Source organism: Dysgonomonadaceae bacterium zrk40 (assembly GCA_016916535.1).
In the GTDB taxonomy this organism is placed as follows: domain Bacteria; phylum Bacteroidota; class Bacteroidia; order Bacteroidales; family Dysgonomonadaceae; genus Proteiniphilum.
On the sequence record CP070276.1, the window covers coordinates 2,900,194 to 2,915,786 of the forward strand.

Here is a 15,593-nt window from a genome sequence, read left to right on the forward strand (position 1 = left end):
ACTGCCTTTACCGGTGGTGCGATTTTTCACATTCATACGCACATATACAGATGGCAGAAGATTTATACATCGTAAATGAGGGTTCTTTGAAGGATAAATATGAATCATTGATACCCCAATTGAAGGCTCTCATCAAAGATGAATCGGACCTTGTGGCCAACATGGCCAACATGGCGGCGGCACTGAAAGAGACTTTCGGCTTCTTCTGGGTCGGTTTTTACCGGGTTGATGGTGAACAGCTGGTGCTGGGACCTTTCCAGGGGCCTGTGGCCTGTACCCGGATCGTTTATGGAAGGGGTGTCTGCGGTACGGCCTGGAAGGAGGGGCAGACATTGCTCGTTCCTGATGTGGATCAGTTCCCGGGTCACATCGCTTGTAGTTCGCTATCCCGCTCCGAGATCGTGGTACCTGCTTTCAAGGGGAATGAGGTTTGTGCCGTGCTCGACGTCGATAGCGACCGCCTTGATGCATTTTCTGAGACGGATGCAGTTTACCTCCAAAAAATTGTATCTCTGTTAAAATTTTAGTCGCTTTTTTTTGCAATCATCAAACTATGCATTATCTTTGTACCCGCAAATTCAAACAAGATGCTGCCCGTTACACCGGCAAGAGAGCCTGATTCGGAACAGCAGCAGTTTGCAAAAGTAGCTTCCTTCGGGAACATATTGCGAAAGTAGCTCAGTTGGTAGAGCACGACCTTGCCCCAAAAGGAAAAAGTGAAAACGACCTTGGCAAGATGGGTGAAGAAACTTCGAAAGGCTTTTTTTAAGATTGACATATTGCGAAAGTAGCTCAGTTGGTAGAGCACGACCTTGCCCCAAAAGGAAAAGTGAAAACGACCTTGGCAAGATGGGTGAAGATACTTTGAAAGGGCTTTGAAAATTTGAAATATTGCGAAAGTAGCTCAGTTGGTAGAGCACGACCTTGCCAAGGTCGGGGTCGCGGGTTCGAGTCCCGTCTTTCGCTCAAAAAAATACTCCTGAACAGAATATGTTCAGGAGTATTTTTTTTGTGCTGAAGCCATCCTTATCTGATGGTGACAGTGACCTCTTTAAGAATATCAAGAGCGGTGGTGATCGTGCTCAGGTCGGTGAACAGTTCTCCGTTTTCACCGGCATAGTGGCTGTGTCCGATAGGTGTGAGGGGTACTGATAGACCCGGGTTGTCGCTGTCGATCTCAGCCATGTATACCAGTGCAGGCTGGCTGGAGGTCATATACTCTTTGTTGCCGGGGTAGCGGTTGTTGGTCCAGTATTCATTCCAGTCCCATGACTGGTTCACCTCCAGGTAGATCCGGTACTTTCCCCGAAGTGGCTGATCACTTTGTAGCTGTTTCTTGAATGAGTTTTTTGGTGTTGCACCGGTATATGCATCGGCAACAGGTGATTGGGTGGTGGGGAGTAATGTCCCCTTTTCGTTGGTTACATTGCGTTGATGAATCCAGTAGGGTAGTGAGGCAGGTCGTGCAATCTCTCCCGGCATCCATCTGCCGGTACGTCTGCTGCCCCGCTTGAACACTCCTTTGCCGATGCTTTCAGAGACAAATAGTGTTTGGATGTATCGGCCGCAGTTATCAGCCAGCCATATCGCATATAGTGGATGGTTGTGTTGTTTCCCTTTTTCTGCCTGCAGCAGAATTTCAGATCTTGCTTCTTGTTTTTCTGTTGTATTGGTTGTTTCCGGTCTCTCTTGTGCCGTTAGCATGCTACCGGAGAGAATCATCAACAGGATAACTGATATTGTTCGCATAGTTGTAGCACTTTAAAATTTGACAATGATCCCGATAGTGGGAAGCACAGTGCCGCTGTAGGTTTCTATCCTTCTCAACAGTTGTTTCTCCTGCGGGTTGGCAGGGTCATCCATCACATCACCATTGCTGTCACGGTTGGTGAAGATGGGCGGGTTCTCAGATTGGAAGTTATAGGCGTTCTGTACGTCGGCATAGAGGTTCAGCATCCAGCGGTTGTAATAGAACTCCCTGTCGATGCGTAGGTCAAGCTGGTGTGAGTCGCCGAGCCGCAGGGTATTGTAGTTCGCATAGTCGATGTAGGCCTGGTTGGTGACACTCCAGGCAGCTTTGCTGCTGGAGAGTTCGATGTCGACGGGCGAGTAGGGGGCACCCCCCACATATCGCCAGCGCATGGAGATGTTCCAGTTGCGGGGCAGACGGTAGCTGCCAATAAGGTTCACCATGTGACGGGTATCCCAGTTGGAGGGGCGGTAGGTACCCTCACTGTCGGTGAACTCGCTTCTAAATAGGGTGTAGGTCACCGTGCTGTTGAGTTTTTTCCAGTCGAACAGCTTCCCGGAGAACTCAATCCCGTAGGCGCGCCCCTTGCCGGTGGAGATGATCTCCTCGTCACCGATCTGCCCGTAGTCGGTCCCCTTGCCGGCGATGCTGATCCCTTCTGCCACCGAGAGAGGATAGTTTGTATATTGCTTGTAGAACCCTTCCAGGTTGAAGCGTGTCACGTCGGTTGGCCTGAACTCGAAACCGGCGATCGCCTGGTTGGAGATGATATGCTTCAGTTGCTCGTTCTGGTTGGCGAAGTTGCCATCTGCATCCTTGTAGCCCAGCGTGGTGTAGGCGGGTCGCATGGCATATCGCCCGACGTTGCCGTTGAGGTCCCATTTATCGTTAATCCGGTAGGAGGCGGAAAACCTTGGGGAGATCTGATTCAGGGGATTCCCCATATTTTTGTTGTAGTTGTTGCCAATGGTGTTGACACCGAGTGAGAGGGAGAGTCTCTCATCGAGGTAGGTGTCCGATGCCTGTATGAATGCCTGGTAGGACCAGAGGTTGAGGTTGGTGCTGTAGATCAGGTCGGTGAGCGAGCCCTCCACGAATGCCTTTCGATTGGTGCTGTTGGTGTAGTGTGAGTAAGTGACACCGGCACCCACCAGGATCTTCACCGGCAGGTCGGGGTAGCTCCGCTCGAAGCGCAGCTTGTTCTCCGCCTCATCGGAACGGTAGTCCGAGATTTTGGGGCGCGACTCATCGTTCTCCTCATACTTGTAGTTGTTGTTGCGCAGCATGTTCCGGCTCAGTACCCAGGTGTCGAAATAACGGTCGCTGAAATGCTTGTAGACAGCTCCCACGGCGTAGTTCCACTGCTCATAGATGGGCAGGTAGCTGAGCAGGTACTTCTGAGCCTCGGTGCCGGTTTCCTGCAGGCCGGTATTGAGTGTCATGTTGTCGATGGCGCCGATGCCGATGAAGGAGAGCTCGTTCTTCTGGTCGATCTTGTATTTGTATTTCACCTGGAAGTCGTTGTAGGTCGGCAGGAAAGGGAGGCCGATCAGCTTGAAGAGGAGCTGCAGGTAGGACTGGCGAGCAGAGACGATGAAGGTCGATTTCTCACCGATGGGACCATCCAGGGTGAAGGCGGCATCGGAGGCTCCCACGGCAAGCTGGGTATGGATGCGGTCGGCGCTCCCGTCCTTCTGACGGATGTCCATCACCGAACTGAGCGCGTTGGGGCGGCTGGCAGGGAAGGCGCCGGTGTAGAAGTTGATCTCCCGCACGAAGTCGGGGTTGATCACCCCCACTGCACCCCCGGAGGAGCCCTGCGTGGCGAAGTGATTGATGATGGGGATCTCCACCCCGTCGAGGTAGAAGACATTTTCTGATGGACCGCCACCGCGCACGATCAGGTCGTTCCGGTTGGGATCGGTGGCCCCCACGCCCGGCAGGGTCTGCAGCACCTTTGAGACGTCACGGTTCACGCCGGCAGCCTTTTCGATATCCTTGACACTCACCGTGGCAAATGAAACGGGACTCTCGATCTTCTTCAGGTTCACGTTGGGGCGGATCACCACTTCGCTGATAAGGGTGGATGACTCCGGTACAGCGATATCGATGAAGGAGGTTTGGTTTCCCTGTACCTGTATCTCTGCCGAAACAGTGGTCTCAAACCCCACGTAGCTGACAATCAGCCGCACGAATCCGGGCTCGATACCGGTGAAGATAAACCTGCCATCAAGATCGGTGGTGGAACCGGTCAAGGTTCCCTGTATCTGGATGGTGGCAAACTCCAGCGGTTCGTTGTTTTTCTCGTTGTATACACGCCCTTCAATCCTTCCCTGCTGTGCATGGGAGAGCAAAGTGATCAGTAACAGTAGCAGTGACAATATCGGTTTTCTCATTGTTGTGGAATCGGTTTTATGATTTTAAATTTGGCGTCAGTTGAACCGGAGATGGATGTTACATACAATTTCGAGAATGAAATCCGGTAATGCCACAATATTTATTAACTATAAACAACAAAGATTCATTTCTGTTCTCACGTTGATTCCATAATTTAAACTTGGGTTTAAAATCTAGCACAGTTCTGCTTTTGCGTATAGAATTTGAAAATATATAGTTCATATATATTTCGTTGAACATTGGTGGGTGAGGCCGTCTCATATTTCAGGACGAAACAAGGTTCTCGGTGCCTCTAGCCTTATTGCACCCTTATTGCACCCTTATATCCACTCCAATAATTATGGGAGTGGATATAAGGATGGAATAAGGTTAGAATATCAGAATAGCTTCCCATAATATAGGAAAAGGTTCTCTCGTTTATCTGATGCGCCCCATCTATAGCATGAACCCTTTTTTTGTACTATATTTGTAAGCGTCAAAGATTAGAACGATTATAATTAATGTACAAGATATACTTTTTACTCATCCTGCTGATTGTCAATTCTATTCATCTGTTATCATCGGAACCATCGGCAACGGAAGTGAGAGCTGTGTGGCTCACCACCAACTATGGGCTCGACTGGCCGCGTAACAGAACCAGCCGTGAGATGCAGCAAAAAGAGCTGATCACCATCCTTGACAGTTTGCAGAAATACAACTTCAACACGGTACTCTTCCAGGTGCGGGGCAGGGGAGAGGTCCTTTATCGCTCATCAATAGAGCCGATGTCTTCATTGGTTGTCGGTGGTGGTAATGCTCCCTCTGCTTTTGATCCCCTGGCATTCGCCATTGAAGAGTGTCACAAGCGGGGACTCGAATGCCACGCATGGATTGTCACCTATCCCCTCGGTAACGACCGCCAGGTGAGGAGCCTGGGAAATGCTTCGGTGACCAGGAAGCATCCCTCCCTGGTGAGGAAGTTCAACGGTGAATGGTATCTCGACCCGGGAAATCCGCGGTCTGACGATTACCTCCTATCAATCGTGAAGGAGATCGTTACAGGCTACGAGGTGGATGGGATTCATTTCGATTACATCCGTTATCCCGACAACAGGGGACGTTTTCCCGACGACGCCATGTACCGCCTCTATGGCAAGGGGAAATCGCGGGCCGACTGGCGAAGGGATAACATCACACGGTTTGTGACCAAGGCGTACGACTGGATCAAGCAGGAGAAGCCATGGGTTCAGGTGAGCAGTGCCCCCCTGGGACGTTACCGTGCCATTGGCAGTAACGGACATGGATGGACTGCCATGGAGACGGTCTACCAGGATGCTGGTCGTTGGATGCAGGCTGGTAAGCACGATGCGCTCTATCCGATGATGTATTACAAGGATCATCTCTTTTACCCTTTTGTGGATGACTGGATGGAGAATGGCAACCGGCGCATCGTGGTACCCGGTCTCGGTGCCTATCAAATGGTAGAGCTGGGATGGTCACGACAGGATATCCTCAACCAGGTAGATTATACCCGGCAAAACAGGGTTCACGGGCAGGCCTATTTTCGTGCGGGCAACCTGCTCGCAAATACCAAAGGAATCCTCTCATCCATAGCAACCTACTATCGTTATCCGGCCAAGCTGCCGCCAATGACGTGGCTCTCAGATACCATCCCCGCACCCCCTGCCGATTTGAGGGCGGAACGAAGAGCCGACGGACTGTTTGAGTTGAGTTGGAATGACTTCGGAAAGCAGCAGAGGGTCACATACAATATCTATCGAACCAAAAGTGACGATTTTAACGTTGATCGGGCGGAGAATCTGTTGGCTGTGGGAGTGAAAGAGCCCTATCTTCACCTGGAGGTTGAAGATGACGATCAGGCATTTTACTATTTCGTGACTGTTTCAGATTCATTCCACAATGAGAGTAAACCCTCCACACCTGCATACTTCTATCACTCGCAAACAATCAAATAGATAGCGGGATGATAAATTGAAATCAATTTCTGCGATTGATGAGAAATATCAAAAGAGAACATTAGGATAAATCAATAAATTGGAATAATTTTGTAGCAATGGAGGCCAGTCAGAAATTAAGAAAACAGGTGAAGGATGAGTTTATGGAGTACCTCACTCTGCATAAACACCGAAAGACACCCGAACGGTTTGCGATCCTGGACCATATCTACACGACGAAGGGACATTTCGACATGGATTCCCTCTACAAGTCGATGATTGACGTGAACTTCAGGGTGAGCCGCGCTACCCTTTACAATACGATAGATTTGTTACTGGACTGCGGACTGGTGGTGAAACATCAGTTTGGTGGTAACATGTCTAAGTATGAGCGGGCCTACGGCAATGAAAATCATGATCATCTGATCTGCACCAGCTGCGGACAGGTTTGGGAGACGAGAAACAGCGACCTGCTGACACAGGCTCAACTGAAAAAAATCAAGAAATTCAGCGTCAGTTATTACAGTATGTACATCTATGGTACCTGCAGCAAATGCAGCCATGCCAAGAAGATGGAACTACGAAAACTTGAGCGTGACAGCAAGGAGAAGAAAAAAAACAAATAAGCGATAGGTGCTTATCAAACAGGGATGGGTGAACCAAATCCCATTCATCCGATTAACAACACACAAAATATGAAAGTTGATGTAATCTTGGGCCTCCAGTGGGGCGATGAGGGAAAAGGAAAAGTGGTGGATGTGCTGACACCGAATTATGAAATAGTGGCACGTTTTCAGGGTGGACCCAATGCCGGTCACACGCTCGAGTTTGAAGGTGAGAAATATATCTTGAAATCAATCCCCTCAGGTATTTTTCAGGAGGGAAAAGTCAATATCATCGGCAACGGTGTGGTAATAGACCCGGCGCTCTTTCGTCAGGAGATTGAGGCACTCGAAGAGACAGGGCACACCCTGACCGACAGGCTCTATATTTCCAAGAAGGCACACCTGATATTGCCCACGCACAGGCTGCTCGATGCTGCTTCTGAGAAGGCTATGGGCAACGCCAAGATCGGAACCACCGGACGGGGCATCGGACCTGCCTACACCGATAAGATCAGTCGCCACGGGCTCCGGGTGGGTGATCTCTTCCACAACTTCGAGGAGAAATACAGCCAGGCTGTGGCACGCCACAGGGAGATGCTCGATCAGTACGATTTTGAATACGACCTGGAAGCACTCGAAAAACCATGGTTTGAAGGGGTGGAGAAGATGAAGAGTTTTCAGATTATCGAAAGTGAACACTTTATCAATCGCGAATTGCAGAACGGTTCGAGGGTGCTGGCCGAAGGTGCACAGGGCTCCATGCTCGACATCGATTTCGGATCATATCCCTTTGTCACCTCCTCCAGCACTGTCTGTGCAGGTGCCTGCACGGGACTTGGAATTGCCCCCCGCACCATTGGTGAAGTGTATGGCATCTTCAAGGCCTATTGTACGAGGGTTGGAAGCGGTCCCTTCCCCACGGAGCTGTTTGACGAGTATGGACAGTTACTTCGTGACAACGGTCGTGAATATGGCTCAGTGACCGGCCGTCCCCGCCGCTGCGGCTGGATCGACCTGGTGGCGCTCCGCTATACGGTGATGCTCAACGGCGTGACCAAGCTGGTGATGATGAAGAGTGATGTGTTGGACAGCTTTGAAACCATCAAAACATGCGTGGCATACCGCATCAACGGTAAGGAAACCGAAGAGCTTCCGTTCGACATCACCGAAGGCATCGAACCGGTGTGGGTGGAGCTGCCGGGATGGAAAACCGACATGACAAAGATGCAGTCGGAAGATGAGTTCCCGGAAGAATTCAACAACTATCTCACCTTCCTCGAAGAGGAGCTGGGAGTGCCCATCGCCATCGTTTCGGTGGGTCCCGACAGGGCACAGACCATCATCCGCCAGTAAAACGGCACACTTTTGGCAGTTGAACTTTTGTGCACACCAAATGTTTAGTTAGAAAATAGAAAAGATATGTCACCAATTTGGATTCTGTTCATCGCCATAGCGATTGCCGGATGGGCCGTTCAGGCTACCCTCCAGAGCCGCTTCAAGAAATATTCGAAGATACCCCTCCGCAACGGGATGACCGGTCGTGAGGTGGCGGAGAAGATGCTGCACGACAATGGCATCTTCGATGTCCAGGTGATCTCCGTGAGAGGAAGACTCACCGACCACTACAACCCGCTCAACAAGACCATCAACCTGAGCGAACCGGTGTATGGCTCTTACAGTGTGGCGGCTGCTGCCGTCGCTGCCCACGAAACGGGACATGCGCTGCAGCATGCCAAGGGGTATGCACCCCTGAAGATGCGGTCGGCACTGGTCCCCGTTGTCTCCTCCACCTCCAAGTGGGTGATGTGGGTGATTCTGGGCGGTATCATCATGATTCAGACCTTCCCGATGTTGATCTGGATTGGTATCGGCATGTTTGCCCTCACCACCCTCTTCAGCTTTGTCACCCTCCCGGTGGAAAAGAATGCCACCAACCGTGCGCTGGTATGGCTCAGGAGTGCCGGTATCACCGACAGAAGCAACCATGACCAGGCAGTGGATGCCCTCCGATGGGCAGGTTATACCTATGTGGTGGCCGCCCTCAGCTCCCTGGCCACACTGCTCTACTACATCATGATTGCCAGCGGCAGCAGGAGATAGGAGTTGATTACCTTATAACCTTTAGAAGCGCGGTGCGAAAACATTTTCGCACCGCGTTGCGTTTTATTCCTGCCGGTGGTTGCTGGCAGGAACGAAACATTCATTTTCAGAACGAGGGATCAAGATGAAAACAATTCTGGTAACAGGGGGCTCGGGACTGGTAGGCCGCAGGCTTACGAAGATGCTCATGGAACGCGGTTACAAGGTGCTTTGGCTCAGCCGTGAAAGTGATCCGGAAAGTGACCCGCCACGCTACAGCTGGGACTACCGAAACAGGAAGATCGACAGGGAGGCGGTGGAACAGGCCGATGTGATCATACACCTGGCTGGTGCCAACCTGGGTGAGGGTCGATGGAGCGAAGACCGGAAGAAAGAGATTGTGGCTAGCCGCGTGGATACCGCCGGTTTATTGTTTGACACCCTGCAGGAGAGTGAACATCAGATTGAAGCTTTTATCTCTGCATCTGCCATTGGCTATTACGGGGCTGCTGTTACTGACAACGTTTTCACCGAGGAGGAGCAACCAAGAGAGCATGATTTCCTGAGTGATACCTGCCGGCAGTGGGAGGAGGCCGCCTTCCGGTTCAACACCCTGCCGGGGGTGCGAACAGTGGCTCTGCGCACCGGCTTCGTGGTGGACCGTGACAGTGATGCCTTCAAAAAGATGGTGCTACCCACGCGCCTGGGGGTAGGATCGCCCCTGGGGAGCGGCAGGCAGTACCTCAGCTGGATTCACCTGGAAGATCTCTGCCGTCTCTATATCCGGGCAGTTGAGGAGGCAACAATGGAAGGGGTTTACAACGCCGTGGCTCCGGAAGAGATCACCAATGCCGATTTCATGCATACCCTGGCGAAGGAGATGCACCGCCCCTTCTTCTTTCCCGCAGTCCCTTCCTTTGTCATGCGCCTGGTGATGGGAGAGGCAGCCGACCTGGTGTTGGGTGGCAGCAGCATCTCGGCACAAAAGATATTGGACAGTGGTTTCCGGTTCCGTTACGAGCATGCAGAGGAGGCAATCAGGGCATCACTCCGGAATACCGATCGTTAGGTTTGATGAAATGAAATACCCTGCGGTGGAAATGATCACCGAGAACGCCACACCCCTCTGCTTGAAACTGATAAAAGAGAGCCGGCTCATTTCGAGCCGGCTCTCTTGCAATGCGATTATTGCTGATTATGCCTTCGGGTCGAAGAAGGGGTACTCCTTCACCGTGAGGAACTCGTTGTCGAGCAATTTCTTCTCCTTGCGGGTGAGAGGTTTGTCAGCGATCTCACCGATGTGGTCCACGCAAAAGGCGAAGTGGCGGAAATCACCCGGGGGGACAATCACATCAGCTCCTATGTTGAAGGTGTATTTCAGCGCGGCGATACCCAGCTCCGGCTCCTCCACATCGATTGGCTTGACCCACGACTTGGGGTAGCTCTTGCGCTCCTCGTCGTTCAGCCATCGACGATGTACCAGTCCTTTCAGGGCGATCACCCCCATGCCGCGTTGTTTCGCATCGTTGGCCACTCCCGATCCCCAGCCGGCAAGCATATCCATCTGCCAGTTGATGGGAAACATCACCGTATCGAAATCGTACATCGACATGGCCCGCAGTGCCTGTACCTGTGAGTGGGCTGAAAAACCCACCTTGCGGATACGGCCCCGCTGCTTCTCTTTCTCAATCATCTCCATCACCCCATTGGATGCGAATGCACGGTCCACATCTTCGGCTGTAGTGAGGCTGTGCAGCTGATAAAGGTCGAAGTAATCGGTGTGGAGCAACCGCAGTGATTCTGCAAACTCCTTCTCAGCTTCCTCCCGCGATCGCTGGCTTGTCTTACAGGAAAGGTATACCTCTTTGCGGTAAGGTCTCAGCGAGTTACCCAACTTCTCCTGTGCATCGCCATAGGAGGGTGCCACGTCGAAGTAGTTGATGCCCCTGTCATGAGCCCAGGCAACGTAGTTGTCGGAGGCATCCTGACCGTCACGCATGGAGACAATCCCCCCGTAGACTACGGGGAACACTTCAAAACCGGTCTTCCCAAGTTTGTGTCTGATAACTTTGTTGCCGGGGTGGTTGCCCGATATCGCTGACAAGTTCTCTGTAGCCATGCCGGTGGATATTTTGCTTGTTGTACCGATTGCCATTGCGCCGGCGACACTTCGCTTGATGAATGTTCTTTTATCCATGATCAGAGGATGTGAGGTTTATGAAGTATGATCAATCCGCTTTTGCGATACGGTAGAGTCTCCCCTCATCGGTAACCGCGTAAAGGGCTCCATCGTTGCCGTCACCAACGTCACGAAACCGTTGTCCCTCATCGGCCAGCAGACGTTCTTCACCCACGACCCTGTCGCCCTCAATCACAAGACGGGCGATGTGGTTGCTGTTGAGCCCTCCGATGAAGAGGTTGTTCTGCCACTCCGGTATCGCGTTGCCGGCATAAAACGCCATGCCGCTGGGTGAAAGCACCGGATCCCAGTAATAAACCGGTTGTTCCATCCCCTCCCTCGCAGTGATTCCTTCACCGATGGTATTGCCGTTGTATTCGATGCCGTAGGTGATGGCAGGCCATCCGTAATCCTTGCCCGGATTGATCAGATTCAACTCATCGCCGCCACGGGGGCCCATCTCGCTGAGCCATAGCTCACCCGTCACGGGGTGTATATCCAGTCCCTGCGGATTGCGATGGCCATAGCTGTAGATCTCCGGCAGGGTTCCCTCTTGTCCGATAAAGGGGTTCCCAGTCACCGGTTCTCCCTCGGGGGTGATGTGCACAACCTTGCCGTGGGCTGTTTCAAGCTTCTGTGCGTTGTAACGTGTTGCCAGGTCGGACCGTTCACCGGTGCTCACGAAGAGATTTCCCTCTTTGTTGAACAACAGGCGGCTGCCAAAATGCATGCTGTTGTCGAAGTAAGGGATGGCGCGGTAGATGATGCTGAACTTTTCAATGGTTGTTTCATCGTCTGAGAGGCGTCCCTTGCCCACCGCTGTAAGTGATCCCTCATCTGTCCGCTCGGCCAGCGTGAAGAAAAGCATCCGGCTGTTCGCGAAGTCGGGTGCCGGTGCCACATCGAGCAGACCGCCCTGACCCCGGTCGTCGACCTCCGGGAAGCCGGTGATGGGTTCACTGAGCGTGCCGTCGCTGGTCGCAATGCGCAGACTTCCGGCCTTCTGGGTGATTAGCAGACGCCCGTCAGGAAGTGCAGTGACCGCCCAGGGTTTGTTGAGTCCTTCGGCAATGACCGTCACCTCGTAGGGGGTGGTGGTCTTCACACCGCCAATGCGGGTCTGACCTTCGAAGGCCGGTGCATAATCGGTATTGGGATCACGATTCTCCACAGGGGGAAGGGTCCCACGTTGTGAGATCTGATTTTCAGACGTCGCTTCATTGCTCTTCTGCCGTTCGCATGTTGCAGAGAGCAGCAGGCTGCTGAGCAGTAAGAGTGCTCCAATTCTTAGGCTGTGCATCTTTTTGATTTTAAATGTTTAACTGATTTATTTTTTAGTAACAAACGGTCACCCGAAATGGTTCAACATGCTGTTGTTGGCTATTTTATTTCCACTTCAATCCATTTCGACCGGTCGGGTGGGGTGGGTGCCTCGATCTCTCTGACAGGGTTTTGCTTCAGTTCATCGAGTAGCACCTTCACTGCTTCCTCTATAGAAGGATCATTGCCTTTGGCCAGCTCCTCAGGGCGGTCCACCACTTCTATATCGGGATATACACCGATTCCTTCGATGATCCATTCTCCCGCTTCATCGTAGATGCCGAAACGGGGTACCGAGATATATCCGCCATCCACCAGGCGTGCATTGCCGGAGATGCCAACCAGTCCACCCCAGGTGCGGGTGCCGATCAGCTTCCCTTCTCCTGTCTTGCGGAAGAAGTAGGGGAAGGCATCGCCACCGGATGAGGAGTAGCCATTGATTAGCATTGCTTTGGGCCCGTCGTGGGCGATTCCGGGTGATTTCATTGGTTGTGGCAGACCGTTGCGATGCCAGTATACCAGCGTGCGGCGGTTGAGCAGGTCGATCATCCGGTCAGGAATGAAGCCTCCACCGTTGTAACGGTCGTCGATGATCAATGCCTCCTTGTGGTTGAAGGCGAGCATTCCCTTGAATAGCTCCCGGTTCCCTTCGATGGCGGTGTTGGGTACATGGATGTATCCTATTTTGCCCCCGGAAAGACGATCGACCAGCTCACGACGGCTTCTCACCCACTCCAGGTAGCGCAGCTCCTGTTCACTGGTGATGGTCTTAACGTTGTATCTCTTAGCCCCGGAGAGTGATGGAGTGCTGTTTACCGTCAGCTCCACATGCCTGTTTCCCAGGTTCTCCAGCAATTCGTAGGGGTTCTGTGCGGTGGTGAGTTCCTCTCCGTTGATACGGAGCAGGTAATCTCCCTCCTGTACATTGATGCCACTTTCAGTAAGTGGTGAACGACGACTCTCATCCCAGTTCTCACCTTGATAGATCTTTTTAATCCGGTAACGCTTTGCAGAAAGATCAGCTTCCAGCTCCGCACCCAGCAATCCGCCATTGATTCGTTCCACGCGGGAAATGTCACCCCAGTCCACATAGGCATGGCCGGTATTGCTCTCGCTCACCACCTCGTTGAGGATATAGTCCAGGTCGTAACGGCTGGGCAGGTGAGGCAGCAGCCTGCCGTACTTCTCACGGATACCCTCCCAATCGACACCGTGTAGGTTGTTCACATAGAAGTAATCACGGAAGATGCGGAACGCATCACGGTAAATCTGCTCCCACTCCTTGCGGGGATCGATCTTCATGGTGAGCTGTTCCAGATCGAGCTTTCCATTGTTGACATTCTGACCCGGCTGGTTTTTAGCTACGGCGAAGGCATCTCCTCTTCGGTAGATGAACGATTTGCCGTCGGCCGCCAAAATACCATTGCCGGCACCATCGAGTATCTCCTCAGTTTTCTCCTCCTTGATGTTGTAGCGCATCACCTTGTTTCCCGCTGTATAAAGCAGTCCCTCCTCCACGCTTCCCATGAGACGATAGTTGCCTGCCGGGAGTGGCAGCGTTTCGATGCGGGAGTTGATGTCACTAAAGTCAATGGCGACTGTTATCTTTTCTGCCTCCGTATCATCTGCCTTTTTGTTGTCAGAGGCCTTCTCTTCAGTAGCAGGCTCTCTATCCTCCTTGTAGGGGGTGAGGGTGGTGCCGTCATCCTGCAGCGGCAGGGCGTAGATGCGGGTGGCATTGTTGTAGAGATAATCGAATTCAAAGCTGCTGAAGGCCAGGTTGAAATCGCGGTTGGAGAGGAAGAAGAGGTACTTGCCGTCGCGGCTGAAGAGCGGGTTGCCGTCGGAGAAGGTGGCATCGGTGAGCTGATGTTTCTCGCCGCTGGTAAGGTTGTAGACCCAGAGTGACGACTGGTAGTTGGGAGCTGTCTTGCTGTAGGCAACCCACTCCCCGTCGGGTGAGAAACTGTAGTCGGTTATCTCATCGGCGCTGGCCTCATCGATCACCTTCTGATTGCCGCTGGCGACATCCACCAGCCATAGCTTCATGGTGCGGTCGCTGTAGACCAGATGGCTGCTTTTGGGCGACCACTCGGCAGCATGCTTCCATGCCGATGAGCCGCGGGTGATCTTTCTTGGTTCAGCATTGTCGCTGTTCTCCAGCAAGTAGAGCTCATACTCACCGGTGGCATCGGAATAATAGGCTATCTGCTTGCCGTCGGGTGACCAGACAGGAGATAGCTCCCGGATACCCTGGGTGCGCGTCAGGTTCCTGATCTCTCCCTTCTCCACAGGGACAGAGAAGATATCTCCCCGTGCTTCGAACAGTGCCCGCTTACCGGTGGGTGAGAGGCCATAGCTTCCCACATATTCCTTCACGCTCCGGTAGGTGGCCTGCAGGTGGGGATTGTCGTAGTGGATACCTACCTTAACCCTGCGGTTCTCACCCGAGGAGAGATCCAGCAGGTAGAGGGCACCTCCCATCTCATATACCAGTTGTCCCTGCTCACCCGAGGGCCACATCACATCGTAATCGGTATGATGCGTGATCTGCTCCTCGACACCTGTTTCGATGTTATGACGCCAGATGTTGAGGCGACTGTCACGGTCGGAGGCGTAGTAGATATCGTTGCCATGCCATACAGGCCATTGGTCGCTGCCGGCCCAGCTGGTGAGCTGTCGCGATTCGTTCTTATTGAGGTCGTAGCTCCATAACTCTGTAGCACGTCCCCCTTTGTATCTTTTCCAGGTGCGGAACTCGCGGTCCACCGGAGTGAAACATAATTGCTTGCCGTCGGGTGAGAAGGTGGCGAAACCGCCGTTGACGATAGGCAACGGCTCCTCAAGACCTCCTTCCAGGTCGACGGTGAAATAACGACCGTTGCGTTCGCCGAAGCTGGTGCGATTGGCACGGAAGAGGATGCGTCTGCTGTCGGGACTCCAATCGAGCACTACATGGTCGTACCCTCCCCTCGGGGGCATCTCCCCTACGGAATGATAGAAGGTAAGCTGTCGTGCGGCACCCCCCTCTGCGGGCATCACCCAAATCTGTCTGCTGCCGGAATATTCTGCCGAGAAGGCGATCCAACGACCGTCGGGTGAGATCTTGGGAAAGAGCTCCAGGCCGGGGTGGGAGGTGACACGGCGGGCGTTGCCACCCGCGGCATCTACCGTCCAGATGTCACCGGCATAGACAAAGGTGATCAGGTTGCCGTTGATGTCGGGAAACCGCATCATGCGGGCATCATCAATGGCGTAAGCCTGCAGGGAGAGCAGGCTTGTGAAAAGTAGAAATGCAAGTTTTTTCATATTTTCAGAGGATCAGAGAA

The 15,593-nt window shown here is 52.7% G+C and carries 12 protein-coding genes and 1 tRNA gene; 7 read left to right on the forward strand and 6 right to left on the reverse strand.

Going from position 1 to position 15,593, the window contains the following annotated elements; all coding sequences use genetic code 11:
- Positions 1-50 precede the first annotated feature (50 nt).
- Positions 51-527: a GAF domain-containing protein gene (locus JS578_11995; protein ID QRX63563.1), complete on the forward strand. Its 477-nt coding sequence runs from the start codon at positions 51-53 to the stop codon at positions 525-527.
- On the opposite strand, the gene JS578_12000 is transcribed toward JS578_11995, so the two are convergent.
- Positions 524-778 (reverse strand): hypothetical protein, encoded by a 255-nt coding sequence (locus JS578_12000; protein ID QRX63564.1) that lies wholly within the window; start codon positions 776-778, stop codon positions 524-526. The genes JS578_11995 and JS578_12000 overlap by 4 nt on opposite strands.
- Positions 779-893: 115 nt before the next feature.
- On the opposite strand from JS578_12000, the gene JS578_12005 reads away from it, so the two are divergent.
- Positions 894-966: transfer RNA gene (locus JS578_12005), tRNA-Gly, on the forward strand.
- A gap of 60 nt (positions 967-1,026) precedes the next feature.
- Here JS578_12005 and JS578_12010 read toward each other — a convergent pair.
- Together JS578_12010 and JS578_12015 are read right to left on the reverse strand one after the other, a co-directional pair.
- The gene (locus JS578_12010) at positions 1,027-1,749 is read right to left on the reverse strand and encodes a hypothetical protein (protein QRX63565.1); all 723 of its coding nucleotides are present in this window, start codon (positions 1,747-1,749) and stop codon (positions 1,027-1,029) included.
- Positions 1,750-1,761: 12 nt separating this feature from the next.
- The gene (locus JS578_12015; protein QRX63566.1) at positions 1,762-4,146 is read right to left on the reverse strand and encodes a TonB-dependent receptor; all 2,385 of its coding nucleotides are present in this window, start codon (positions 4,144-4,146) and stop codon (positions 1,762-1,764) included.
- Between the two features lie 501 nt (positions 4,147-4,647).
- Between JS578_12015 and JS578_12020 the strand changes: the two genes are divergently transcribed.
- The 5 genes from JS578_12020 to JS578_12040 all read left to right on the forward strand — a co-directional run bounded on the left by JS578_12020 (position 4,648) and on the right by JS578_12040 (position 9,834).
- Entirely contained in the window at positions 4,648-6,102 is a 1,455-nt protein-coding gene (locus JS578_12020) for a family 10 glycosylhydrolase (GenBank protein QRX63567.1), read from the forward strand.
- A gap of 98 nt (positions 6,103-6,200) precedes the next feature.
- Positions 6,201-6,707 (forward strand): transcriptional repressor, encoded by a 507-nt coding sequence (locus JS578_12025; protein ID QRX63568.1) that lies wholly within the window; start codon positions 6,201-6,203, stop codon positions 6,705-6,707.
- 69 nt (positions 6,708-6,776) lie between these two features.
- Positions 6,777-8,039, forward strand: a complete 1,263-nt coding sequence (locus JS578_12030) for an adenylosuccinate synthase (protein QRX63569.1) — start codon at positions 6,777-6,779, stop codon at positions 8,037-8,039.
- A gap of 66 nt (positions 8,040-8,105) precedes the next feature.
- Positions 8,106-8,786 carry a zinc metallopeptidase gene (locus JS578_12035; GenBank protein QRX63570.1) on the forward strand — a complete coding sequence of 227 codons (681 nt, stop codon included), beginning with the start codon at positions 8,106-8,108 and terminating at the stop codon, positions 8,784-8,786.
- 124 nt (positions 8,787-8,910) lie between these two features.
- Positions 8,911-9,834 carry a TIGR01777 family oxidoreductase gene (locus tag JS578_12040; GenBank protein ID QRX63571.1) on the forward strand — a complete coding sequence of 308 codons (924 nt, stop codon included), beginning with the start codon at positions 8,911-8,913 and terminating at the stop codon, positions 9,832-9,834.
- Positions 9,835-9,960: 126 nt separating this feature from the next.
- On the opposite strand, the gene JS578_12045 is transcribed toward JS578_12040, so the two are convergent.
- The 3 genes from JS578_12045 to JS578_12055 all read right to left on the reverse strand — a co-directional run bounded on the left by JS578_12045 (position 9,961) and on the right by JS578_12055 (position 15,573).
- The gene (locus JS578_12045) at positions 9,961-10,962 is read right to left on the reverse strand and encodes an aldo/keto reductase (GenBank protein QRX63572.1); all 1,002 of its coding nucleotides are present in this window, start codon (positions 10,960-10,962) and stop codon (positions 9,961-9,963) included.
- A gap of 31 nt (positions 10,963-10,993) precedes the next feature.
- On the reverse strand, positions 10,994-12,244 hold the full coding sequence (locus JS578_12050; protein ID QRX63573.1) for a PQQ-dependent sugar dehydrogenase: 1,251 nt from the start codon (positions 12,242-12,244) through the stop codon (positions 10,994-10,996).
- Between the two features lie 80 nt (positions 12,245-12,324).
- A complete protein-coding gene (locus tag JS578_12055; GenBank protein ID QRX63574.1) occupies positions 12,325-15,573 on the reverse strand; it encodes a PD40 domain-containing protein in 3,249 nt (1,082 codons plus the stop codon).
- Between the last annotated feature and the right edge of the window lie 20 nt (positions 15,574-15,593).

What these genes read in the sequence shown, in the direction of transcription:
- JS578_11995 (QRX63563.1), top strand. Translation starts at nt 51, where the DNA reads ATGGCAGAAGATTTATACATCGTAAATGAGGGTTCTTTGAAGGATAAA.
- JS578_12000 (QRX63564.1), bottom strand. Translation starts at nt 778, where the DNA reads ATGTCAATCTTAAAAAAAGCCTTTCGAAGTTTCTTCACCCATCTTGCC.
- JS578_12010 (QRX63565.1), bottom strand. Translation starts at nt 1,749, where the DNA reads ATGCGAACAATATCAGTTATCCTGTTGATGATTCTCTCCGGTAGCATG.
- JS578_12015 (QRX63566.1), bottom strand. Translation starts at nt 4,146, where the DNA reads ATGAGAAAACCGATATTGTCACTGCTACTGTTACTGATCACTTTGCTC.
- JS578_12020 (QRX63567.1), top strand. Translation starts at nt 4,648, where the DNA reads ATGTACAAGATATACTTTTTACTCATCCTGCTGATTGTCAATTCTATT.
- JS578_12025 (QRX63568.1), top strand. Translation starts at nt 6,201, where the DNA reads ATGGAGGCCAGTCAGAAATTAAGAAAACAGGTGAAGGATGAGTTTATG.
- JS578_12030 (QRX63569.1), top strand. Translation starts at nt 6,777, where the DNA reads ATGAAAGTTGATGTAATCTTGGGCCTCCAGTGGGGCGATGAGGGAAAA.
- JS578_12035 (QRX63570.1), top strand. Translation starts at nt 8,106, where the DNA reads ATGTCACCAATTTGGATTCTGTTCATCGCCATAGCGATTGCCGGATGG.
- JS578_12040 (QRX63571.1), top strand. Translation starts at nt 8,911, where the DNA reads ATGAAAACAATTCTGGTAACAGGGGGCTCGGGACTGGTAGGCCGCAGG.
- JS578_12045 (QRX63572.1), bottom strand. Translation starts at nt 10,962, where the DNA reads ATGGATAAAAGAACATTCATCAAGCGAAGTGTCGCCGGCGCAATGGCA.
- JS578_12050 (QRX63573.1), bottom strand. Translation starts at nt 12,244, where the DNA reads ATGCACAGCCTAAGAATTGGAGCACTCTTACTGCTCAGCAGCCTGCTG.
- JS578_12055 (QRX63574.1), bottom strand. Translation starts at nt 15,573, where the DNA reads ATGAAAAAACTTGCATTTCTACTTTTCACAAGCCTGCTCTCCCTGCAG.